Source organism: Pseudomonas sp. FSO-7, assembly GCF_059579345.1.
Genome location: NZ_CM184193.1, coordinates 6,511,158 through 6,532,916, shown reverse-complemented (window position 1 = coordinate 6,532,916; position 21,759 = coordinate 6,511,158). Strand labels below are relative to the sequence as shown.

15 protein-coding genes are annotated in these 21,759 nt (G+C 60.5%); 8 read left to right on the top strand and 7 right to left on the bottom strand.

Annotated features, from left to right (window positions below; all coding sequences use genetic code 11):
- The first annotated feature begins 127 nt into the window (after positions 1 to 127).
- The gene (gene hexR / locus AC515T_RS28715; RefSeq protein ID WP_003187110.1) at positions 128 to 994 is read left to right on the top strand and encodes a transcriptional regulator HexR; all 867 of its coding nucleotides are present in this window, start codon (positions 128 to 130) and stop codon (positions 992 to 994) included.
- A 284-nt stretch (positions 995 to 1,278) separates the two neighbouring features.
- Positions 1,279 to 1,488 (top strand): PA3496 family putative envelope integrity protein, encoded by a 210-nt coding sequence (locus AC515T_RS28710; RefSeq protein ID WP_080675527.1) that lies wholly within the window; start codon positions 1,279 to 1,281, stop codon positions 1,486 to 1,488.
- Here AC515T_RS28710 and AC515T_RS28705 read toward each other — a convergent pair.
- Positions 1,430 to 2,392: a LysR family transcriptional regulator gene (locus AC515T_RS28705; protein ID WP_496530893.1), complete on the bottom strand. Its 963-nt coding sequence runs from the start codon at positions 2,390 to 2,392 to the stop codon at positions 1,430 to 1,432. The genes AC515T_RS28710 and AC515T_RS28705 overlap by 59 nt on opposite strands.
- Positions 2,393 to 2,579: 187 nt before the next feature.
- Between AC515T_RS28705 and AC515T_RS28700 the strand changes: the two genes are divergently transcribed.
- From AC515T_RS28700 to ltrA, 3 genes are all read left to right on the top strand, one after another.
- Positions 2,580 to 3,995, top strand: coding sequence for an acetyl-CoA carboxylase biotin carboxylase subunit (locus AC515T_RS28700; RefSeq protein ID WP_025216234.1), 1,416 nt, complete (start codon positions 2,580 to 2,582; stop codon positions 3,993 to 3,995).
- A gap of 12 nt (positions 3,996 to 4,007) precedes the next feature.
- The gene (oadA, locus tag AC515T_RS28695; RefSeq protein ID WP_496530892.1) at positions 4,008 to 5,816 is read left to right on the top strand and encodes a sodium-extruding oxaloacetate decarboxylase subunit alpha; all 1,809 of its coding nucleotides are present in this window, start codon (positions 4,008 to 4,010) and stop codon (positions 5,814 to 5,816) included.
- Positions 5,817 to 6,257: 441 nt separating this feature from the next.
- Complete coding sequence (ltrA, locus tag AC515T_RS28690) at positions 6,258 to 7,625, top strand: group II intron reverse transcriptase/maturase (RefSeq protein WP_496529475.1); 1,368 nt, start codon at positions 6,258 to 6,260, stop codon at positions 7,623 to 7,625.
- A gap of 100 nt (positions 7,626 to 7,725) precedes the next feature.
- Here the strand turns inward: ltrA and AC515T_RS28685 are convergent, their stop codons facing one another.
- Positions 7,726 to 9,804, bottom strand: a complete 2,079-nt coding sequence (locus AC515T_RS28685; protein WP_496530891.1) for an autotransporter outer membrane beta-barrel domain-containing protein — start codon at positions 9,802 to 9,804, stop codon at positions 7,726 to 7,728.
- A 674-nt stretch (positions 9,805 to 10,478) separates the two neighbouring features.
- Between AC515T_RS28685 and AC515T_RS28680 the strand changes: the two genes are divergently transcribed.
- Positions 10,479 to 10,799: a hypothetical protein gene (locus AC515T_RS28680; protein WP_496530890.1), complete on the top strand. Its 321-nt coding sequence runs from the start codon at positions 10,479 to 10,481 to the stop codon at positions 10,797 to 10,799.
- Positions 10,800 to 11,745: 946 nt separating this feature from the next.
- Here AC515T_RS28680 and AC515T_RS28675 read toward each other — a convergent pair.
- Both AC515T_RS28675 and AC515T_RS28670 read right to left on the bottom strand, forming a co-directional pair.
- Positions 11,746 to 12,579, bottom strand: coding sequence for an amino acid ABC transporter permease (locus AC515T_RS28675; RefSeq protein WP_496530889.1), 834 nt, complete (start codon positions 12,577 to 12,579; stop codon positions 11,746 to 11,748).
- Positions 12,576 to 13,397, bottom strand: a complete 822-nt coding sequence (locus AC515T_RS28670) for an ABC transporter substrate-binding protein (RefSeq protein ID WP_496530888.1) — start codon at positions 13,395 to 13,397, stop codon at positions 12,576 to 12,578. Before AC515T_RS28670 ends, AC515T_RS28675 begins: the two co-directional genes overlap by 4 nt.
- 114 nt (positions 13,398 to 13,511) lie before the next feature.
- Between AC515T_RS28670 and AC515T_RS28665 the strand changes: the two genes are divergently transcribed.
- The gene (locus AC515T_RS28665) at positions 13,512 to 14,411 is read left to right on the top strand and encodes a homocysteine S-methyltransferase family protein (RefSeq protein WP_496530887.1); all 900 of its coding nucleotides are present in this window, start codon (positions 13,512 to 13,514) and stop codon (positions 14,409 to 14,411) included.
- A 127-nt stretch (positions 14,412 to 14,538) separates the two neighbouring features.
- Entirely contained in the window at positions 14,539 to 19,536 is a 4,998-nt protein-coding gene (locus tag AC515T_RS28660) for a dermonecrotic toxin domain-containing protein (RefSeq protein ID WP_496530886.1), read from the top strand.
- A gap of 414 nt (positions 19,537 to 19,950) precedes the next feature.
- Here AC515T_RS28660 and AC515T_RS28655 read toward each other — a convergent pair whose 3' ends face one another.
- Genes AC515T_RS28655 through AC515T_RS28645 form a run of 3 tightly spaced genes read right to left on the bottom strand, consistent with a single transcriptional unit; the run spans position 19,951 to position 21,723 of the window.
- Positions 19,951 to 20,622, bottom strand: a complete 672-nt coding sequence (locus AC515T_RS28655; protein ID WP_496530885.1) for a GNAT family N-acetyltransferase — start codon at positions 20,620 to 20,622, stop codon at positions 19,951 to 19,953.
- A 10-nt stretch (positions 20,623 to 20,632) separates the two neighbouring features.
- On the bottom strand, positions 20,633 to 21,079 hold the full coding sequence (locus AC515T_RS28650) for a GNAT family N-acetyltransferase (protein ID WP_496530884.1): 447 nt from the start codon (positions 21,077 to 21,079) through the stop codon (positions 20,633 to 20,635).
- A 2-nt stretch (positions 21,080 to 21,081) separates the two neighbouring features.
- Positions 21,082 to 21,723 (bottom strand): FMN-binding negative transcriptional regulator, encoded by a 642-nt coding sequence (locus AC515T_RS28645; protein ID WP_496530883.1) that lies wholly within the window; start codon positions 21,721 to 21,723, stop codon positions 21,082 to 21,084.
- Positions 21,724 to 21,759 lie beyond the last annotated feature (36 nt).

Sequence of the window (21,759 nt, the reverse complement as noted above, 5' to 3'; positions counted from 1 at the left end):
TCCTCGGCCAAAACAAGGGGCGGCGAGGCAATCCAGTTACGTTTTGGACGGGCAAAGCGCTAATTCTTGTAGTATAACTACAAGCTTGCTACATCCCGGCATCTGCCCATAACAAGAGTCCAGCCCCTTGAACCTGTTGCAACACATCGCCCAGTCACGCCACTTGCTGCGCAAGTCGGAGCTGAAAGTCGCCGATCACGTACTGCTTGATCCGGCGGCCGTGATGCATAGCTCCATGGCCGATCTTGCCCACAGCGTCGGCATCAGCGAACCGACCATCGTGCGCTTCTGCCGGGCCATCGGTTGCTCGGGTTTCCAGGACCTGAAACTCAAGCTGGCGCAAAGCCTGGCCGCCGGCGCGAGCTTCGGTCAGTTTGCGATCCATGAAGATGACTCAGTGGCGGACTACAGCCTGAAAATCTTCGACACCACCCTGCATACGCTGATGGAGGTTCGCGAGAAGCTCGACCCGGTGGCGTTGCAAAAAGCTGTCACGGCCATGTCCCAGGCCCAGCGTGTCGAGTTTTATGGCTTCGGCGCCTCGGGCGCGGTGGCGGCCGATGCCCAGCACAAGTTCTTCCGGTTGCTGCTGACGGCAGCGGCCTATTCCGACCCGCACATGCAGGCCATGTCGGCGGTGACCTTGAAACCCACCGATGTGGCGATCTGCATTTCCCAGTCGGGGCGTTCCAAGGATCTGCTGATCACCGCGAACCTGGTGCGCGAAAGCGGTGCTTCGCTGATCACCTTGTGCCCGAGCCAGACGCCATTGGCGGAACTGTCGACGGTGAACCTGGCCATCGACGTGCACGAAGACACTGAGATCTACACGCCGCTGACCTCGCGCATCGCCCACCTGGTGGTGATCGACGTACTGGCGATGGGCGTCGCCATGGCCCGTGGCCCGAGCCTGGTCAACCACCTCAAGAGCGTGAAGCGCAGCCTTCGCAGCCTGCGGCTGTCGCCCAAGTCGGTGAAGGCGCTGGACGACTGAATCCCGAGCCCTGAAGTTGAGGGGCTTCTTTGTGGCGAGGGAGCTTGCTCCCGCTCGACCGCGGTAGGAGCTGCCGAAGGCAGCGATCTTTCGCTTAATACTCAATTGAGCTTGAAAAGATCGCAGCCTCGCTTCGCTCGGCAGCTCCTACGGCCCAGCGGGAGCAAGCTCCCTCGCCACAGGGATCGTTTGCCCGAATTCATCGTTCTGTAACGCACGCGCCGCCAAACCGTCATCGCGCGCCGTCATCGTAAAGCTCCCGTATACGTCTTGGGAGTCTCGACATGACCCAGTCCTACGAAGAACGCAGCGCCGTCAAAACCCGTCGTCAGCAGGAAGACCAGCGCCGCATGGCGTTCCGTCGTGCCATCGAAGACCGCTATGAACAGCGCCAGCTTCTGGCCGAGATCAGCGAATTTCCTGACGCGGTAGAGTTCAATTACTGGCAGGCAACGCCGGCGGCTTCCCGTCGAAACGCTCAACCAGGCCGATGATCTGAGCGCGCTCGCTGCGAACGAAGGCCAGGAAGGCATGGGCTACCGGTGACAGGCGCTTGGCCCTGGCCTGCACCAGGCACCAACTGCGGTATAGCGGCAATTCCTCCACCGGCAACTCAATGAGTGCGCCGGACGACAGCTCCCGGCTCACGGCGTGGCGCGTTAACAGCGCTACGCCCAGCCCGGCCACCACGCACTCGCGCTGGGCCTCCGCCGACGCCACTTCCAGCGTCTGGGTGAAATGCACCCGTTTCTCCTTGAAGTATTCCTCGCAGGCCAGCCGCGTGCCGGACCCTGGTTCGCGCAAGAGCAGCGTGTAGGGCTCCAGGTCCTGCAGGCGCAGCGGACCCAGGTGGCACAGTGGATGATCGGGCGGCGCCACGGCGACGATCGGATTGTTGAGGAAGGGCAGGAATTCCAGGCCCATGTCCTGGGGCACCATGGACATGATCACCAGGTCGTCACGGTTGTCCGAGAGGCGTCGGATGACCTGGCCGCGATTGACCACCGTGAGGTTCAGGTTGACCTCCGGATGCTGGCGCTTGAACGCGGCAAACAAATGCGGGACGAAGTACTTGGCGCTGGACTCCACCGCCAGCTTCAACTGGCCTTGCAGCGACCCCTGCATGTCCGAGAGCTGCATATCGAGGTTTTCCAGGCGCCCGAAGATGTCTCGGCTGGCACGTTGCAGGGCTTCGGCGGCTTCGGTCATGTAGAGTTTTTTGCCAACATACTCGAACAACGGCTGGCCAATCAGCTCTTCCAGGGATCGAATCTGTAGGCTAACGGCCGGTTGTGTGAGAGACATTTCGTCGGCCGCACGGCTGTAGGACCTCAGGTCGCACACCTCGTTGAAAATCTGCAACTGACGCAATGTCATACGCATCAATGACTTACGCATTTTCTAAACACTCTGGGGCGAGACGGGTCATTCAACTATAAGTCTTTGCTTATGCATGACCCAATAATTATTCATTTTTGTTAATCAACAGCCAGGACTAGTGTGGAGCTGCGACCAATTGTTACATCTGGTCACGCGTCGGCCTGGACCCCAGGCCGTGGTATCACCGGCTCAAGGGAACCTCCAATTGATAACAAAGATCCTGATCGCCAACCGTGGTGAGATTGCCGTCCGCATCGTGCGCGCTTGCGCCGAGATGGGCATTCGCTCGGTCGCGGTCTACTCCGACGCGGACCGCCATGCGTTGCATGTCAAGCGTGCGGACGAGGCCCACAGCATCGGCGCCGATCCGCTGGCCGGCTACCTCAACCCGCGCAAACTGGTGAATCTGGCGGTGGAAACCGGCTGTGACGCCTTGCACCCCGGCTACGGTTTCCTTTCGGAAAACGCCGAGCTGGCGGACATCTGCGCGGAACGCGGCATCAAATTCATTGGCCCGTCGGCGGAAGTCATTCGCCGCATGGGCGACAAGACCGAAGCGCGCCGCAGCATGATCAAGGCCGGTGTGCCGGTCACGCCGGGCACCGAAGGCAACGTATCGGGCATTGAAGAAGCGCTGACCGAAGGTGATCGGATCGGTTACCCGGTGATGCTCAAGGCCACGTCTGGCGGCGGCGGTCGCGGTATCCGTCGTTGCAACAGTCGTGAAGAACTCGAACAGGCCTTCCCGCGAGTCATTTCCGAAGCCACCAAGGCATTCGGTTCGGCGGAAGTGTTCCTGGAAAAATGCATCGTCAATCCCAAGCACATCGAAGCGCAGATCCTGGGTGACAGTTTCGGCAACGTGGTGCACCTGTTCGAACGTGACTGCTCGATTCAGCGCCGTAACCAGAAGCTGATCGAAATCGCCCCGAGCCCGCAACTGACCCCCGAGCAGCGCGCCTACATCGGCGACCTGTCGGTGCGCGCGGCCAAGGCCGTGGGCTACGAGAATGCCGGCACCGTGGAGTTTTTGCTCGCCGAAGGCGAGGTGTACTTCATGGAGATGAACACCCGGGTGCAGGTGGAACACACCATCACCGAAGAAATCACCGGTATCGACATCGTCCGCGAACAGATCCGCATCGCCTCCGGGCTGCCGCTGTCGGTCAAGCAGGAAGACATCCTGCACCGGGGGTTTGCGTTGCAGTTTCGTATCAACGCCGAGGACCCGAAAAACAACTTCCTGCCCAGCTTCGGCAAGATCACCCGCTACTACGCCCCTGGCGGCCCGGGCGTGCGTACCGACACGGCGATCTACACCGGCTACACCATTCCGCCGTTCTACGATTCGATGTGCCTGAAGCTGGTGGTCTGGGCGCTGACCTGGGAAGAAGCGATGGACCGTGGCCTGCGAGCCCTGGATGACATGCGCCTGCAGGGGGTCAAGACCACCGCCGCGTATTACCAGGAGATTCTGCGCAATCCGGAATTCCGCAGCGGCCAGTTCAATACCAGCTTCGTTGAAAGCCACCCTGAACTGACCAACTACTCGATCAAGCGCAAACCCGAAGAGCTGGCCCTGGCCATCGCCGCCGCCATTGCCGCCCACGCAGGCCTGTAAGGAACCATGACAATGTCCAAGAAGATCCACGTAACCGACACAATCCTGCGCGACGCCCACCAATCGCTGCTTGCCACCCGCATGCGCACCGAAGACATGCTGCCGATCTGCGACAAGCTCGACAAAGTCGGCTATTGGTCGCTGGAAGTCTGGGGCGGCGCGACATTCGACGCCTGCGTGCGCTTCCTGAAGGAAGACCCGTGGGAGCGCCTGCGCCAACTGCGCGCGGCGCTGCCCAACACTCGCCTGCAAATGCTCCTGCGTGGTCAGAACCTGCTGGGCTATCGCCATTACAGCGATGACGTGGTCAAGGCGTTCGTGGCCAAGGCCGCGGTCAACGGCATCGATGTGTTCCGTATTTTCGATGCGATGAACGACGTGCGTAACCTGCGGGTCGCCATCGAGGCGGTGAAAGCCGCCGGCAAGCACGCCCAGGGCACCATCGCCTACACCACCAGCCCGGTGCATACCATCGAGGCGTTTGTGGCCCAGGCCAAGCAGATGGAAGCCATGGGTTGCGACTCGGTGGCGATCAAGGACATGGCCGGTTTGCTGACCCCGTACGCCACTGGCGAGCTGGTGAAGGCATTGAAGGCCGAGCAGTCGTTGCCGGTGTTCATCCATTCCCATGACACCGCTGGCCTGGCCGCGATGTGCCAGCTCAAGGCGATCGAAAACGGCGCCGATCACATCGACACCGCGATCTCCAGCTTCGCCTGGGGTACCAGCCATCCGGGCACCGAATCGATGGTTGCGGCCCTTAAGGGCAGCGAGTTCGACACCGGCCTGAATTTGGAACTGCTGCAGGAAATCGGCCTGTATTTCTATGCGGTACGCAAAAAATACCACCAGTTCGAAAGCGAGTTCACGGCGGTGGACACCCGCGTCCAGGTCAATCAGGTGCCGGGCGGGATGATTTCCAACCTGGCCAACCAGCTCAAAGAGCAGGGCGCATTGAACCGCATGAACGAGGTGCTGGCAGAGATTCCACGGGTGCGCGAAGACCTGGGCTTTCCGCCGCTGGTGACCCCGACCTCGCAGATCGTCGGCACCCAGGCGTTTTTCAACGTGCTGGCCGGTGAGCGCTACAAGACCATCACCAACGAAGTGAAGCTCTATTTGCAGGGTGGCTACGGCAAGGCTCCGGGTTCGGTGAATGAGAAGCTGCGCCGTCAGGCCATCGGCAGCGAAGACGTGATCGATGTACGTCCGGCCGACCTGCTCAAGCCGGAAATGACCAAGCTGCGTGGCGAAATCGGCGCACTGGCCAAATCCGAAGAAGACGTACTGACCTACGCCATGTTCCCGGACATCGGGCGCAAGTTCCTCGAAGAACGCGAAGCCGGCACGCTGACCCCGGAAGTGCTGCTGCCGATCCCCGAGGCGGGCAGCGTCAGCTCCGCGGGCGGCGAAGGCGTGCCAACCGAGTTCGTCATCGACGTTCACGGCGAAACCTACCGAGTCGACATCACCGGCGTGGGCGTCAAGGCCGAAGGCAAGCGTCACTTCTACCTGTCCATCGATGGCATGCCCGAAGAGGTCGTGTTCGAACCGCTCAATGAGTTTGTCAGCGGCGGCAGCAGCAAGCGCAAGCAAGCCACTGCGCCGGGCCATGTCAGCACCACCATGCCGGGCAACATCGTCGATGTCCTGGTCAAGGAGGGCGACGTGGTGAAGGCTGGCCAAGCGGTGCTGATCACCGAAGCCATGAAGATGGAAACCGAAGTGCAGGCGGCCATTGCCGGCAAGGTCACCGCCATTCATGTGGCCAAGGGCGACCGGGTCAACCCGGGCGAGATCCTGATCGAGATCGAAGGCTGACTGAACAGCCTCGATACAACGTTTTAACCTCGGGGGGGCATGTGCTCCCCTTTTTTTTGGTGCGCCCAGCATGGGCGCAATCTTGTGGGTGAAAGTCCCGCCGTAAGCTGACCACAGCGAATGAAGTGAAGCGCAACTGCATGAGGGCGACCGAGTGTGGGGAGGAAGCGTGGAGCGAAGCCGTGAGCCGATGAACAAGAACCGGATATAAGGCGAAGCCGACCAGGGTGAGCGGGCCAAAAACCGCGAAACTCTTGTGGTCAAAGGGCGGCTGCGTAGATCCGGCGGCTGTGCGGTGAAGGATTGCGTTCTTACCTGGGGAGATCTCGCCTTATGCCTGAAAGGGCGACGGTGCAAACCGGAGCGAGAAGTCAGCAGAGGCCGTAGTAGTCTTTTTTTCTTTTTTGACGAAGGGCCGAACGAGAGAAAGCGTCATAGGCCATGTTGATGCGAAAGACCGGAAGTCAGATGCCTGCCAAACGCGGGGCGGATGGGAGGGACGCGAGCGGTGAAGCCGTGAGTGCCTCCATCAGCGACGAGGTCAATTGCCCGCAAGATGAATCCTACAACGCAGGGCAAGGGCTGCTGGAACGGGCCTTTGCGAGAGCGAACCTGAAACGGGCTTGGAGACGAGTCAGGGCCAACAAAGGAGCTGCTGGAGTCGACGGTTTGGACATTGAACAGACCGCCAAACTTTTGCAGTCCCGATGGCCTGTGATCTGCGAACAGCTTCTTTCAGGCGTCTACCGGCCCAGTCCGGTACGGCGCGTGGTCATTCCCAAGCCTGACGGCGGTGAACGCGAGTTAGGCATTCCAACGGTCACCGACCGGTTGATTCAACAAGCGCTGCTGCAAGTCCTGCAACCACTGCTCGATCCAACCTTCAGTGAACACAGCTACGGCTTTCGTCCGGGGCGCAGTGCGCAGGACGCCATCCTGGCGGCTCAGCGCCATGTGTCTGCGGGGCTCAAGGTGGTAGTGGATGTTGATCTGGAGAAGTTCTTCGACCGGGTCGACCACGACATCTTGATGGATCGCTTACGCAAACGGATAGCAGATCAGGCGGTCATTCGCCTGATCCGTGCGTATCTGGATGCGGGAACGCTGATCAATGGCGTGGTCGAGAAAAGCCGCCTGGGGACGCCGCAAGGCGGCCCGCTGTCGCCGTTGCTGGCGAACGTGCTGCTGGACGAAGTGGATCGAGAGCTTGAACGCCGAGGTCATAGTTTTGTGCGCTATGCCGATGATGCGAATGTGTACGTTCGCAGTCAGAAGGCCGGGCAGCGAGTGATGTCCTTGCTCAAGTGTCTGTATGAAAAGCTGCACTTGAGCGTCAACGAGAGCAAGAGTGCGGTGACGAGTGCGTTCGGTCGCAAGTTTCTGGGATACGCCTTCTGGGCCTCTCAGGGCGAAGCCAAGCGAGCCGTCTCATTTAAAGCGCAAAAGCAGTTCAAGCAGCGAATACGCTGGCACACCCGACGCTCATGTGGCCGTAGTTTGCAGCAGATCGTCGATGATCTGCGCCCTTACATTCTGGGTTGGAAAGCTTATTTCGGACTGTCGCAAACCCCAGCCGTCTGGCGCGAGCTGGACGAATGGATACGGCACCGATTACGAGCAATCCAGCTCAAGCAATGGAAGCGCGGAACGACGACCTACCGGGCGTTGCGGGCACTGGGGGCGAGTGTGGAAGTCGCGAGGAAGATCGCGGGGAATGCTCGCCGTTGGTGGAGCAACAGCCGGTATGAGCTGAACCGTGTGCTGAGTATCGCCTGGTTCGACAGCTTGGGTTTACCGCGTCTCTCCTGACCTCAATCTCTCGAACCGCCCGGTGCGGACCCGCATGCCGGGTGGTGTGGCAGGGGAACGGCCTATGAAGGCCGTCCCCTATGCCGATTCCGCGAGAAGGTCAGAACATCATTCGCCATTGACCCATCAGCGCACCGTTGCGGTTGTCCTGCCCTGTTTCGCCGCGATAGCTCAGGCCCAGGGTATGCCGGGGCGAAACGGCCAGGTCCAGCCCGGCGTCCAGGAGCAGGCTGTCACGGTCCAGTTCGATGCCTTTGACGGTGTACGTAGTGCCTGCACTGGCCAGGCGTTGATGGGAGCGGCCCTTGGTCTCGCCGTACAGGTGTTTCCAGCCGAGGTTCAAGCGGGGCGTCAGGCGCATGCCTTGGTCGAGCGGGAAGGGCCGGGCGAGGCGCAGGCCCAGGTCGCTGTGGTAATGATCCTGAGTGCGGGAATCGAACTGCAACGCGGCATCGCCTCCTTTTTCTGCGTATTGATCACGCTGATAGCGTTGATAGCCCAATTGGACATAGGGTTCGATAGCGAAATGACCTGCGTTCAGGTTGTAGCCGATTCGCCCAAAGACCTGTTGCGTGTTGGCATCGTAACGACCTTTGAGGTGGTCGCTGAAACGGTTATAGGCCACGTGGCGCTTGGTGCTGCCGTCATGACTGCCATAGACGGCACCCAGCCGCAGCGCCCACGGCCCGTCCTGGCGCAGGGCGTAGGCACCCACCAGCCAGCTGTCGAGCCGACCGTCGAATTGACGGCTGTCCAACCGGGTTTGCGTCTTGCCGCCGATGATTCCCAGGCGCCAATCGGGGTTAACGGTCCAGTCGGTTCCCAGCACCAAGCCCTTGGTCGTGTGCTTCAGGGCATAGCTCCCCAGTTGCCTGCCGATGCGGCCGCTGTTGCCGATGGCTTGGACCCAGACTTGGCCGTCGTCCTGTGCGCTTGTGGGGTGGGGCGAGTCCATGGCCGAGAGTATTGCGCTGCTGATCGGTTCGATGCTGCTTAGGGTGGCGTTGCCCAGGTCGGCGGTGTTGTAGCCGCTCAATTGGTCGAGGGCATCGGCGGCGGTCCCCCGGTTGCTGCCGAGCAGGGCGTTGATGACGGCGTTGGGTTTGGGGGCGGATGTGGTGCTGGCGATTGTTTTTGGTTCGGCGGGTTCTGGTACCGACGATTTGGGCGGTTGCGGCTCCAGGACACTGGCTCCAAATATTTTGCCGTTCTCAGTGGTCGCGATGTCCTCGATTGGAACCACATTGCGTGCGTAGGTCAGGCCAACCTGGTTTCCTGTGGAGTAGTCCGCTGTTGCCGTTACGAGTGGGAGGTCGTTGATGATTTTTCCGAATTCCCCCTCAACCTTGTCCGCCTTGATCACGATGTGTTTGTTCGTGTCGATGTATTCGCCTGGTACGGCCGCGATCTTCAGAGTCGCATTGCCTAGCGTCGCGGTGCCGCCAACCTTGATCGTGGCGCTGCCTTTCTCTGCATCGATGCCGTAGACCAGCGTCGCGCTCTTGGAAAATTTGAGATCGTTGACGACCGAAGGAGCGCCCATTTCAGGGCCGACTTCCATCAGGCCCGCCACGTCCAGCGCGTCGACTGTCCCGTTGCCGCTGAATGTCGCGTTCTCTCGAACAACCACGCGACCGGATACCGTTCCGGAGTTCACCATGCGCGCGCCTGACTCGACAGAAACATTGCTCGCAACGGTCCCCTTGTTATTGAGTTCACCGAAAATCCCGATCTGACCGTCTATATGGCCAGTGTTGATCAATCCGGTTGTCGGCTCGATCACTCCCCAGCCAGCGAAGCTCCCGGTGTGCTCCCATTCGCCTTTCGTGACGTGCATGGCCAGGAAATTACGGCTTTTAGGCAATTTGGAGTGCGCGGCGTCGCCCAATCGCAACACGTTGGTTCCGCCACCTCCATCAACCATCCCACCGAACGCACCATTTGCGCTGACGTTGACCAAGTCGTTGGCTTTGGTCAGTTTCATGCCAGTTTTGCGAGGTTTATCGACATTGTGATGTTTGGTATCTGGAGCTTCTGCGAGCGCCTTGAGACGCTCCTGCAGCTCGGCAGTCGTGGGGACATCGGCAGGTTGCTGAGCCATCGAAACATCTACGCAACCAAGTGCCAAGGCTACTGCTAGAGCAAGATGTTGGGGCAGGTATAGGTGTTGGGTCGGCATTGAATGTGGCCTCTCATGAAGGAGGTCGCACTTTAAAAATTTCACCTTGGGCGGCGATGCCAGCCATCTCCTCGTCATGGGAAAGATTCGGCGGATGAAATGTGTAGGCTGCTTGTGCTGCGATCAGTGTGTTGGTTCGTTGGCTTTCATGGTTCAAGGCTTTGCCCTACGACCGGCACAGATCTTTCTTTTTGACCGGTGTTTGATGGAGCAACCATTGCTCTCGGATGCCTTGTTTAAATCGTTGGGACGAAGACGAGGCGTAGTCAGGCAGCGCTCAATCGGAAGCGCAACTGGTCAACTGCTCGATACAGATTGGGCTCGCAATGGTAGGCTTCCGGCCGATCAAAATTGAGCTTTGTAAACCCATTCTGCGTTTCGCGTAGGATGGTTCCGAGACACAGAAACTCAGCGTTGTATCGTTAGGGCCTCGCCTATAGTTCTCTCGTCACCGACAGATCGGTGATCGATCTTAGCCGGTCGAACAAGAGTGCACGGGCGCCCCCAATGGCGGCGCTTTTTGCTGCCTGTGTTTTTACATTTATGGCGGCTGTGCGGGGGACATCTTCGGGTGTGCCGGGTTCTCTTGTCCGGTCGGCTAACCCGCGTACAGCTGCCACCCTCATTCGTTTAGCCGCGAACGGTGGTAGCTCCCAACTCAAGAGAGCAACCCGATGATCAAGTACCATCCCCTTCAAGCCAATACCAGCGTTGGCGCCACACTGTTTATCGGCACGGAAGCCGGTGCCTCCGATCTTTTGGAAACTGCTTCGCATCGCATCAAAGCCGCTCGAGACTTGCTCAACAGCGTTTCCTGTCTATGCCTGAAAAACGCCGAGGGTTATGACCTGGAGCACTTCGCCAACGCCGCGCATCTGTTGTTACAGGACGGTTGCGATGCGTTGGAAGTGTTGGGGTGGAGCATCGGTGGATGCGATCTCCAAACTTCACCTGCTAGCGATTCGGTTGCACCTCAGGCGGATTTTTCTGCTTAGCCGTTGAGCTGGGTGGGATTTTAAGGTCGGTGTGTATATCCGTTTCTGCGGTAACGGCTGCTTATGGTTCCGCCCTGACGGCGGGTCACTTTTGAAGAGCCCGGAAGCCGGCCCAGTCAAAAGTAAACAAAACGCTTCTGCCCCACCACTCGGTGCCTCGCCTAGGCTCGGCATGCCTGAACGAAGGCATTGCTCCGTGGGCCGCCGCGAAGGGCCGTCCATGGCCCAGCGCGGCTAACCCGGCATCCACAATGCCTTCGTTCAGCCAGCGTGGTTAACGGGGCGTCCCAGATCAACGTCCACCCCGAGGCGGCCTGATAGCCGACCTGGCTCTTGGTGGGATCGCATTTCTCCTGTGAGAGCGGGCTTGCTCGCGAAGGTGGTGTCACAGTCGATGAAGATGTTGGATGGGCCGGCCTCTTCGCGAGCAAGCCCGCTCCCACAGTGGTTCTGTGTTGGATATGAATTTTGTGTTCGCTGGAGATTGAATGTGGGAGCGAGCTTGCTCGCGATGGCGGTGGTTCAGCTACATGGAAGTTGGGCTGACTGGCCTCATCGCGAGCAGGCTCGCTCCCACAGGAGAAACGCGGTCCCCATCAAGAGCCAGGTCGGCTATCAGGCCGCCTCGCGGTGGACGTTGATCTGGGACGCCCCGTTAACCACGCTGGCCGAACGCAGGCATTGTGGAGTGGGCATCCGGCATGGATGCCGGGATAGCCGCGCTGGGCCATGGATGGCCCTTCGCGGCGGGCCCACGGAACAATGCCGGAGTGAGGGCACACCGAGCCTAGGCGAGGTGCCAAGTGGTGGGGCAGAAGCGTTTTGGTTACTTTTGAGTGGGCCGGCTTCCGGGCTTTTCAAAAGTGACCCGCCGTCAGGGCGGAACCCTAAGTGGCCGTTACCGCAGCAACGGATATACACACCGACCTTAAAATCCCACCCCAGCTCAGCGATTATTCAGATAAGCCTTCCCATAATGCCGCTCCATCCGCGCCTGAATCAGCTCCAACGCAATGGACATCAACCAGTAAATAATCGCCGCCGTCGTCAGCATCTCGATATAGCGATAGCTGGACCGACCATAAGACTGCGCCAAGAACATCACCTCCCAAACCCCCATCACCGAGATCAGCGAGGAATCCTTGAGCATGGAGATGAATTGGTTAGTGGTCGGCGGGATGATGGTGCGCATGGCCTGGGGCAGGGTGACGCGCCAGAAGATCACGGTTTCGCTCAGGCCCAGGGCGAGTGAGGCTTCGCGTTGGCCGTTGGGGACGCCGAGGATGCCGGCGCGGAAAATCTCGCTCAGGTAGGCGCCGTAGTTCAGCGACAAGGCGATGATCCCAGCGGCAATGGCGCCCGGGACCACGCCCAGTTGGGGCAGGCCCAGGTAGATCAGCAGGATCTGGATCAGCAGCGGCGTGCCGCGAAAGAACGACGCGTAGAAACTGGCGATGCCGAATGCCACCGCGCTGCTGGACAGCCGCGCCAGGGCGGTGATGAAGCCCAGCAATGACGAAGCGACGATCGAACACAGGCACAGGAACAACGTCAGTACCGCACCCTGCAAAAAGCCATTGGGCGCCAGGTGCACGCCCAGCAGGTTCGGCAGTTTGTCGAGGATGATGGAGAACTTCAGGTCGAAGCTCAGGAAGAAACTCGCGAACAGCACCAGCATGGCGGCCCAGGTCAGGTACAGCCGGGTGCGAAAACCGAAGATTTTTTGCAGGCGTGATTCAGCCACCGAAGGCGGTGGCTGAAGGGGTGGAAAAGAAGTCATTGGGTGATGTCGGCGCCGATCCATTTCTGCGAGAGTTTGCTCAAGGTGCCATCCTGTTTCAACTGGGCAAAGACTTCACGCACCTTGCTGTCCCACTGGGCGTCGCCCTTTTCGATGGCCACCGAGTTCGGTTCGGAATAGAGCGGCTCGCCGGCCAGCTTGAAGCGCTTGTCTTCGGTCAGGCGCGGCTGCGCGGTCACCAGGTTGGTCAGCACCGCGTCCAGGCGCACTCCGGCGCCCAGGCCGAGGTCCTGGAACGCCACGTTGTCGGTGTCGTATGGGGCGATCTGCACATCCTCGAACGGATAGCTCAGTTGGGTATCCTCGGCGCCTTCGATCACCAGGTTCTTGTTCAGGTAACTCTCGTAGCTGGAGGCGCTGGTGAGGCCGACCTTCTTGCCGCTCAAGTCCTTGGCGCCGTGGATACGGTCGTCCTTGGCGTTGACCACGATCACCGCTGGCGAAGCGTAGTATTGCACCGGGAAATCGAACACTTCGGCGCGGGCCTTGCTCGGCGTCATGGAGCAGATGCAGATGTCATAACGCCCGCTCCAGTGACCGGCCGCGATCACGTCCCAGGACGGGGTTTCCAGGCGCAGCTTCACCCCCAGTTTCTGCGCCACGGCCTTGGCGACATCCACGTCAAAACCGTCGAGCTGGTTCTGATCGTTGAGAAACGAGAAGGGCGGATAGCTTTCCATCAGCACGCCGACCAGCTCTTTTTTCTGCTCGATGCGATCCAGGGTGGCGCCGGCGAAGGCGTGCGACGAGGCGGCCAGTAGAGTCAGGCCCAGGGCCAGCAATGGTTGTAGTTTCACGTGAAATCCCTGGGTAGAAAAATAAGTTGTAGTTAACCGATTGGTGCGTATTAAATAGTTATAAGAAGGACTCCGATAGTGAGTATTTTTCATAAGCTTATGAGTGAATCGCATATGGGCGCAGCAACGACAGTCATTCTCGATGGCGGCATGGGCCGCGAACTGCAACGCCGGGGCGCGCCGTTTCGACAGCCCGAATGGTCGGCCCTGGCCTTGAGCGAAGCGCCCCAGGCGGTAGAAGCCGTGCACGCGGCCTACATTGCCAGCGGCGCCCAGGTGATCACCAGCAACAGCTATGCGGTGGTGCCGTTTCATATTGGCGAGGCGCGGTTCGCCGCCGAAGGCCAGGCCTTGGCCGCACTGGCTGGCGAGCTGGCGCAACGGGCGGTACGGGCCTCAGGCAAAGCGGTGCGGGTGGCCGGGTCGCTGCCGCCGCTGTTCGGTTCCTATCGGCCGGATCTGTTCGACGCCTCCCGCGCCAGTGAACTGTTGGCGCCTCTGGTGAACGGCCTGGCGCCCCATGTCGACGTATGGCTGGCCGAGACCCAAAGCTCCACGGTCGAAGCGCGGGCGATTCACGCCGGGCTGCCCAAGGACGGCAAGCCGTTCTGGCTGTCGTTCACCCTGAAAGACGAAGACACCGATGAAGTGCCGCGCCTGCGTTCCGGCGAGCCGGTGGCGGATGCTGCGGCGGTGGCGGCCGAACTGGGCGTCGAAGTGCTGTTGTTCAACTGCAGCCAGCCGGAAGTGATCGGCGCGGCCATCGATGCGGCGCGGGACACCTTCGAGCGCTTGGGGGTGAAGATCGACATCGGTGCCTACGCCAACGCCTTCCCACCGCAGCCGAAGGAAGCGACGGCCAACGACGGATTGGACCCGTTGCGCGAAGACCTCGACCCACCGGGTTATCTGCAATGGGCGGCGGACTGGCGCAAGCGCGGGGCCAATCACCTGGGCGGCTGCTGCGGGATCGGGCCGGAGCATATTGCGGTGTTGGCGCAACAGCTGGACTGAGCTGCCGGCAGGACATCCAAGCTTACGATTCTCGTCGCTCGCGCGGCGATGCCTATACATATCTATGCCATTTGCGCTTCAGCCACGGGATAGGGTCCGGTTTCCTCAATCAAAACCGGACCCTTGAATGTCTACTTTCCCCGAAGATGAGCCGGGCGCGCCATCGAATACCTCGGTTGTCCCTCTTAAACCCACCCCCGTGTCACCCAGCGGCCCCGAAAGCAAGGCTCAAGGCGATCTGCTCAGCCCCAAGGGAAAAGAGCAGGCGCGGTTATTGGGCTTGCTGGACACCAACCAGGCGAAACTGGCGCGTCTGTTCGCCGGCCTTCCCACGTTCGACACCGTGCTCAAGCGTTTGCTGGTCGACATGCTGCAAACCAAGATCCCTTCGCGCAAGTTACGCGCCGCACGGCCTGAAGAGATCGATCCGGACTTTTGCTATGTGAGTCACTTTACGGCCGACTCGAACGGCAGGCGTTCGTTGACGACCTCGGAGAGTTTTACCGACGTCCTGTGGCGATGTTTGCAAACAGACACCCCGACGACCTATACGGGCGGCGGCGTGGGTTTCTTCAGCCGTCCAGGCTCGGTAAAGGAGGCCGACAGCCTGTTTGTCGGCCCGCTGGATGCGCAGGATCTACGGGCCATGGAGGCGGTGCTCTATCGCGCCAACCCCACTACGAATGAACGCGTGAAGCGCCAGTTTCGCGACGACTTGACCCAGTTTCGCAATCGCCGCTACCGCGAGGGCACCCTTGAGCTACCCACCACGGCTGCGGCTCTTGCTCATTGGCTTTCCCTGCGATTCCTGCATTTTTTCGACCTGTACAAAGTTGATCGGGGGCCTGCCACCCAACTCACACCCAGTGAGCGCATCCAGCACAAAGATGAAGACCGCCTGCTGGACATCATCACCACCCATCCTGCCAAGGCGGACCGAAACCGTTTGCTGCTGACCCCCATCCCCCACGTCTATACCGTCATGCTGGACATGGGCACGGCCGCGCCGCAGAAATGGCCCGCGGCGATGGTGATCAAGTTTACCGATCGGCTGACGTTGTTCCTGTACTCCCTGGAAGGCGGGATACAGCGCTTCCGTTCTGTCCAGGACCTGATCAGCAATGTGCAGCCGACCTTCGATGGGCAGGAGCGCACGATCCTCGACATTTCCTCCGAGCTGTCCGGGCATGTGTTCGAAGTCGCGGCCGATGACCTGCTGCAGTTGCAAAGCGCTGCCCTGGACACGGTGCTGAACGCGCCAGGCAACGAGACCGTCCCATTGAGCGCCTTCGCTCAACGTGCGGAAAGTGCGCTGGGCCTGCCCATGTTGGCACTGGCCGGGCCCCTGGCGGTGCGCCAGCAAACCCTGGCGGAGAACAATCGCCCTGGGTTCTACAAGGCCGCGACCCGCTCCGAACAATCCCAGTATCGTCGCCTGGAAGGGCAGGTGTTCAAGGCGGTCTATGCCTTGGGCGGCGGTGTGCAGACGCTGCTGCAGTTCGCGCGCCAGCAAATCAGGCAATACCTTGAGCGCACCGTGTATCCGGGCATCGAGCCGGACCCGGACAAAACCATGGTCACGCTGTTCCAGGGCGGCGGAACCCGTCCGAGCCAGTTCCGTACCAGCAGCCTGACCCAGTTGATGCTCGATAACCTGCGCCCGCATCAATACCCGAATGCGATGAGGGAAGTCCTGCCGGTTTATCTGCTCGATCGACATGGCCAACGTATCAGGCACCCGGCCAATGGTTTTTTTGTCACGTTGACGGGCAAGCAACTGGCCGGCATGGCGAGCCATCTCGATGTTGGCGGCCGTTATGAAACCCTGCTGCGCAAGGAGATGAATAAACCTGGATACAAGGCCGCCTGGCAGGCGGCGTATCTGGCCAATTTGCAATTCAAGGGCTACGAGGCTCCGCTTAGGGGCGACGAGGTGTTCAAGACCACGGTGCTCGATAAGGCCTTCGACCCACCGAGGTCGCGCAAGCGGGTGGCTTGCTGGCTGGACGCGGTCTTGCGTTCGCCGACAGCGGCGGGGCGCTCTTGGGTCGATGGGCGCAAGGTCTGCGTCCATGGCCTGGCGCTGGGCGGCAGCGTGGGCGTTGGAGGACAGCAAGGCTCGCTCAATAATGCGGTCAGCATCGATGGTGTGTTGATTTTTACCGATCAGGACGGGCCGGATATCCAGGGCACCGTGGGCGTTTATTTCCCGGACAGCCCCGGTGGCGATGATTTCCGTGAGTTCGCCGACCTGAGCGACGGCATTGCCGGGCTGTTGCCGGAAGAAAAATGGCAGGCGTATTTCCGTTCGCGTATTTCCACGCTGGACCCCACGCAGATAAAGCGTTCATTGGGGCAGCAAGGCGGTCGGCCGTTGATTCGTGGGGTGTTGTTCAGCGGCGATCTTTTTGAAGAACTCCACCGAGCCTACGTCGAATTCCAAAGCGCCTACGCCGATCACCGCTCCAACAGCAACCGGGACATCAGTCATCAAACCGCGGCGAAGCTGGCAATGATGACGGTCGAGATCATCTTTGACCTGGCCGGCCTGCTGCTGGTGCCCGGTTTCCAGATGCTCAAGCGCGCCATCAAGACCGGCTTGCTGGTGCTCAGGACCGGTGCCGTGCCCACGAACCTGCCCACCCTGGCGTTCGTCGATCGCGTGGCAAACCATGTGCAGAAAGGGTTGTCCGGTGGGGTGAACGTGCCGGTACGCGGCCGGTCCACTTTCCTGGCGATGACGGCTCGCCAAAACCCGGCCGAAGCGCTGGGCGGGCTGCCGCTGGAAGAGGCGCTCTATCGTCGTTATGCCGTGACGGATACGTCGCTGCTGCAAGGCGTCACTCCGGACCCTCAGGGGTTTTATCGCCCCACGATCACGCAGAACGCCACGGGGAGCGTGACCCGCCCGGTGTATGTGCGGCAACCCGACGGGACGGTGTTCCGGGTGCACGACCATACGCGGTTGAGGGCCACCGAGGCCACCATTGTCGACCCGGTTACGGGGTTGAGCATCCGCTCCAGTGGCGTGAGCAGAAGTACCGTGGCGCGCATGCCCGATGGCGAGTGGCGCTCGGTAGGACACGGCTGGGGCGGTGGGAAGCGCTCACGGGAGATGTCCCCTCAGCCAGGCCCCTCGAATCCCAAGAGGTCTGCCACATCGTCTCGCACCGCTGCCGATCTGGTGCGCACGTCTGGCGAGTGGGACGTCGAGATCATGGATCTGGTCCCGGCCCTCATTACCCGGCTGCCGAATTGGCCACGCAACCGCAGCTTGTTGATCATCGAGCAAAGACCGGACCGGCAGGACTGGTCCGTGCGTTTTACGCCCGGACAGGTCGAACGGGCTTATCCGGCGATCGATCATCCGCTGAGATCAGACACCGATGTCGTCTTGACCCGAATCGGTGAGAACCATTACAACCTGATGTTGGGTGACGAGGTCGTCGAGTTCGATGCCAACGGTGACTGCTTCTTCAATGCCACCGCCCGGGGACTGAATGAGGGGCCGGCGTCGGAGCGGTTTTCGATGCAGGGATTGCGCAACGACCTGGCCGATTACATCGATCTGCACCCGGAGGTGCATGACTACCTGGTGGCGCAACCCTCCGGCATCCAGCAAGCGCTCTCTGATAACGCACGGACGCTGGCAGATATCATGGACGAGTCGGCCGTGCTCGATCTCACCCGAATCATCTATGGCGGTGACAATCCAAATGGCTTGTTCCAGCCGCTGCGCAATTACTTGAACCTGTATGCAAGAGAAATGGAGCGCAGGGTATTGAACCAGGCCCAAGTGGCTGACTTGCCGCCGGAGATCCTGCAATACATTGGGAAATTTTTATCACCCCGCCCGCCGGGAATCCTGGCGCTGAGCAGCATTCCGTATTACGCGCAAAAGGATCAGGCCTTGCAGGCGTTCTTCGAGGATGTGCTGCTGCAGCCCATCAACAGTCGGGAAATCGCCGAGCTGCTCAATAATGAATACCTCATGCTCACTCAGGACGTGGTGCACATCATGCTCGAGTACGGTGTCAGGGCCCGTGACCTGACAGACCATCATCCTCGCAATGACATGGCCTTCGTCAAATACGATGAAGCCGTGCATGGTCGGCTCAATCCCGATCAGCTCGAAGAACGACTCGATGGTAAGTATCTGGTAGATCACGATGATCTCGAAAAAGTGAGTAGTCGATACGAGCATGAAACAGGCAAGGTCATCGACGACGATGATCTGATGGACCAGTTCAAATACTACGACAGGGTCGAGGACCTCACGGACCTGCTCACTGTGACCCTCGGGCGTCACCCCGCCTTGTTGAGGCGGGCCCAGATCCTCCTGCGCAGTCCCGTGATCGGCTCCAATCTGGGCGGCCTGTTTCCGGTGAAGAATCTTGCGGCATGGATACGTAATCCGGCATTGAATAGCACGCGACTTCAGATCATTGCCGAATATGCCAGCAGCCGTTATCAAGAGATGGTGAGATGGGGCCGCATTGACATTGATTGGATGGGGCCGTTCAGTGATAGCAATCTACGCAACCTTGTTTACCGTCAGAATGAATTAGTGGAGTTTTGGGATTTTGTCCAAGGCGTGCGTTATCTCGATAAAAGCAATATGTCGAATGCCACGGGTTTGTTCAGCATGACAGGGCAGAGGGTTCCCAACAGCCGGATCGCGGTTTTGTTCGAGGTTCCGTACCTCTGGCAATCCATTCAAACCATGCCCGGTATCTCAGCGCGTAGCGCCCGGCGAATCTGGGAAGACCTGGTGGGGCCGCAGTTCAGCGATGAGAATATCCGGCAAACACTGGCGCAGCGTGATTCGCTGAGTTCCGAGTCGGCGTTCACCAGTGCGTTGATCGACAGCCTTGCCGCCGATGAAGCCCGTGCCCATCAGGTTATTCTCGGCACTTATAACGTAACCCCGAGACAGGTCCTGGCATTTCTGCACACCTTTGACTTTCCAGGAACGCTTGCCGAACACAGCCGCCTGACGCTCGCGCTTTACCTGAGTCGTCATGGAACGATACCGGACTGGGCCTGGCAATACGCCGGACCGGGGGCGACCCCCGAATCGCTCCGGTCATTCCTGGCGGCACGCAAAGCGTCGGAATCTGAGTGACTTGGAGGAGCACGTTTTTTCTCCACGCGATACTGCCTTGGCCAACGGGTGTTCCGCAGCTTCTGTGGCGAGGGAGCTTGCTCCCGCTGGGCTGCGCAGCAGCCCCCAAAAGGCTGAACGCAATCACCTGAGCCACCGAGGCGGTAGGTTTAGGGCTGCTGCGCACCCCAGCGGGAGCAAGCTCCCTCGCCACAGAGGTTGTGTTGTGGCGGGCCTTGGGTTTCCAACCAAAACCGTGGCGAGGGAGCTTGCTCCCGCTGGGGTGCGCAGCAGCCCCCAAAAGGCTGGACACAATCAACCTGACCCACCGAGGCGGTAGGTTTCAGGGCTGCTTCGCACCCCAACGGGGATAAATCCCCTCGCCACAGGGTTGTGGATTACAGTCCGCCACAGGGTAGGTGATCGGCAGCTGACTTAGGATCGACACTCCACCAAGCCACGCACCTGCCCGTCCTCGCGCTGGTTCTCGTCGCTCAACCAGCGTTCGAACCCGGCGCCGATGGCGGGCCATTCCGAGTCCAGCATCGAGTACCAGGCGGTGTCGCGGTTCTGGCCCTTGACCACCATGTGCTGGCGGAACACGCCCTCGAACGTGAACCCCAGCCGCTCGGCGGCGTATTTGGAGCGGGCGTTGGCGTTGTTGCATTTCCATTCCAGGCGCCGATAACCCAGGGCGAACGATTCCTTGGCCAGCAGATAAACCGCCTCGGTGCTTTTCGGCGAGCGCTGCATCGGCGCGCCGAAGGTCACGTGGCCGATCTCGATGCGGCCTTGGGCCGGGACGATGGACATCAGGCTGAGAATGCCCTGCACCTCGCCGCTGGCGCGGTCGATCACGCTGAAGAAATACGGGTCGCTGTTGGCCGCATGATTATCCAGCCAGGCATCGAACGCGCCGCGCTCCTTGAACGGGCCATAGGGCAAGTAATCCCACAGTTTCGGGTCGGCCCCGGGGCCTTCGAGGGCTTGCCACAAGCCGTCGGCATGCCGTGCCGGGTCGAGTTTTTCCAGGCGGATGAAACGCCCTTCGAGCAATTGCGCAGACGGCGCCGGGACACCTTTCCAATCAGCGAGTGAAGTCGACATGCGGCGTTCCTTAAAGGGCTTTGCGAAATTGTATGAAGCCTGGACGCTCGGCGATGCGCTCGTACAGTTGGATCGCCGTGGCGTTGGTTTCGTGGGTCAACCAGTGCACTTTGCAGCAACCATCGGCCTTGGCGGTGGCGTAGACGAACTCGATGAGTTGGCGGCCCACACCGGTGCCGCGGCTTTGTTCCGTCACCAGCAGGTCTTGCAGGTAGCAGGAGTTCTCGATGCTCCAGTTCGAACGGTGATAAATAAAGTGCACCAGGCCTACCGCCGTGTCGCCTTGCCAGGCCAGGGCAGCATGGGTCGGTTCACGCTCATCGAGCAAGCGCTGCCAAGTGCTTTGGCTGACCGCCTCCGGCAGTTCGGTGTTGTAGAAACGCAGGTAGGCGTGCCACAACGGCAGCCAGGCGGCGTGATCGTCGGCGCTGACGCGGCGGATTTCGATTCGGCTCATGTTCACTCCTTGGACGATGGTTCAGGCATCAGGTGGGCGAGGGCCTGGTCCTGCGGGTCGGGGCTGGTGGCGAGGCCGTTGCGTACCCCGGCGGCATCCGCCGGGCTGCGGTTCTGGCTGAGCTTGCGCTTGCCTTCCAGGCGCTGGATGGGCAGGGCGAAGCCAACGATGGCCCTGAGCATGCTGTCGATGTACTCGGCCGGTGCGTCATCGAGTTTCCAGGGCAGGGCGCGAGCGCTTTCGTGGCGGTCGGTGAGGGCGCTGACCAGGTTGCGCAGGCGTTGCGCGTCGCTGAACACCTCGGCGCTGCCGTAGGCGTGTACGGCCACGTAGTTCCAGGTCGGCACGACCTTGCCGTGTTCAGCCTTGCTCGGGTAGAAGCCCGGGCTGACGTAGGCCTCGGCACCGGCGAATATCACCAGGGCCTCGGCGCCGGCTTCCAGGTCGCGCCATTGTGGATTGGCCCGGGCCATGTGCCCGTAGAGGCTGCCGTTCGGCCCCTGTTGCGTGTCCAGCAACAGCGGCAAATGGCTGGCCTGCAAACCGTGCTCACCGTGGGTGACCAACACGGCCAGGCGGCAATCGCCCATCATCTGGTGCAGTTGAGGCAGGTCTTCGACGGCAAAGGCTTTGGGGTTGTACATGATGATTTTCCTTGGCGAATGCGAGCATCCTAGGCA

Coding starts and splice junctions, on each gene's coding strand:
- AC515T_RS28710 (WP_080675527.1), top strand. CDS start 1,279: ATGACCCAGTCCTACGAAGAACGCAGCGCCGTCAAAACCCGTCGTCAG.
- AC515T_RS28705 (WP_496530893.1), bottom strand. CDS start 2,392: ATGCGTAAGTCATTGATGCGTATGACATTGCGTCAGTTGCAGATTTTC.
- oadA (WP_496530892.1), top strand. CDS start 4,008: ATGTCCAAGAAGATCCACGTAACCGACACAATCCTGCGCGACGCCCAC.
- ltrA (WP_496529475.1), top strand. CDS start 6,258: ATGTTGATGCGAAAGACCGGAAGTCAGATGCCTGCCAAACGCGGGGCG.
- AC515T_RS28685 (WP_496530891.1), bottom strand. CDS start 9,804: ATGCCGACCCAACACCTATACCTGCCCCAACATCTTGCTCTAGCAGTA.
- AC515T_RS28680 (WP_496530890.1), top strand. CDS start 10,479: ATGATCAAGTACCATCCCCTTCAAGCCAATACCAGCGTTGGCGCCACA.
- AC515T_RS28675 (WP_496530889.1), bottom strand. CDS start 12,579: ATGACTTCTTTTCCACCCCTTCAGCCACCGCCTTCGGTGGCTGAATCA.
- AC515T_RS28665 (WP_496530887.1), top strand. CDS start 13,512: ATGGGCGCAGCAACGACAGTCATTCTCGATGGCGGCATGGGCCGCGAA.
- AC515T_RS28660 (WP_496530886.1), top strand. CDS start 14,539: ATGTCTACTTTCCCCGAAGATGAGCCGGGCGCGCCATCGAATACCTCG.
- AC515T_RS28655 (WP_496530885.1), bottom strand. CDS start 20,622: ATGTCGACTTCACTCGCTGATTGGAAAGGTGTCCCGGCGCCGTCTGCG.
- AC515T_RS28650 (WP_496530884.1), bottom strand. CDS start 21,079: ATGAGCCGAATCGAAATCCGCCGCGTCAGCGCCGACGATCACGCCGCC.
- AC515T_RS28645 (WP_496530883.1), bottom strand. CDS start 21,723: ATGTACAACCCCAAAGCCTTTGCCGTCGAAGACCTGCCTCAACTGCAC.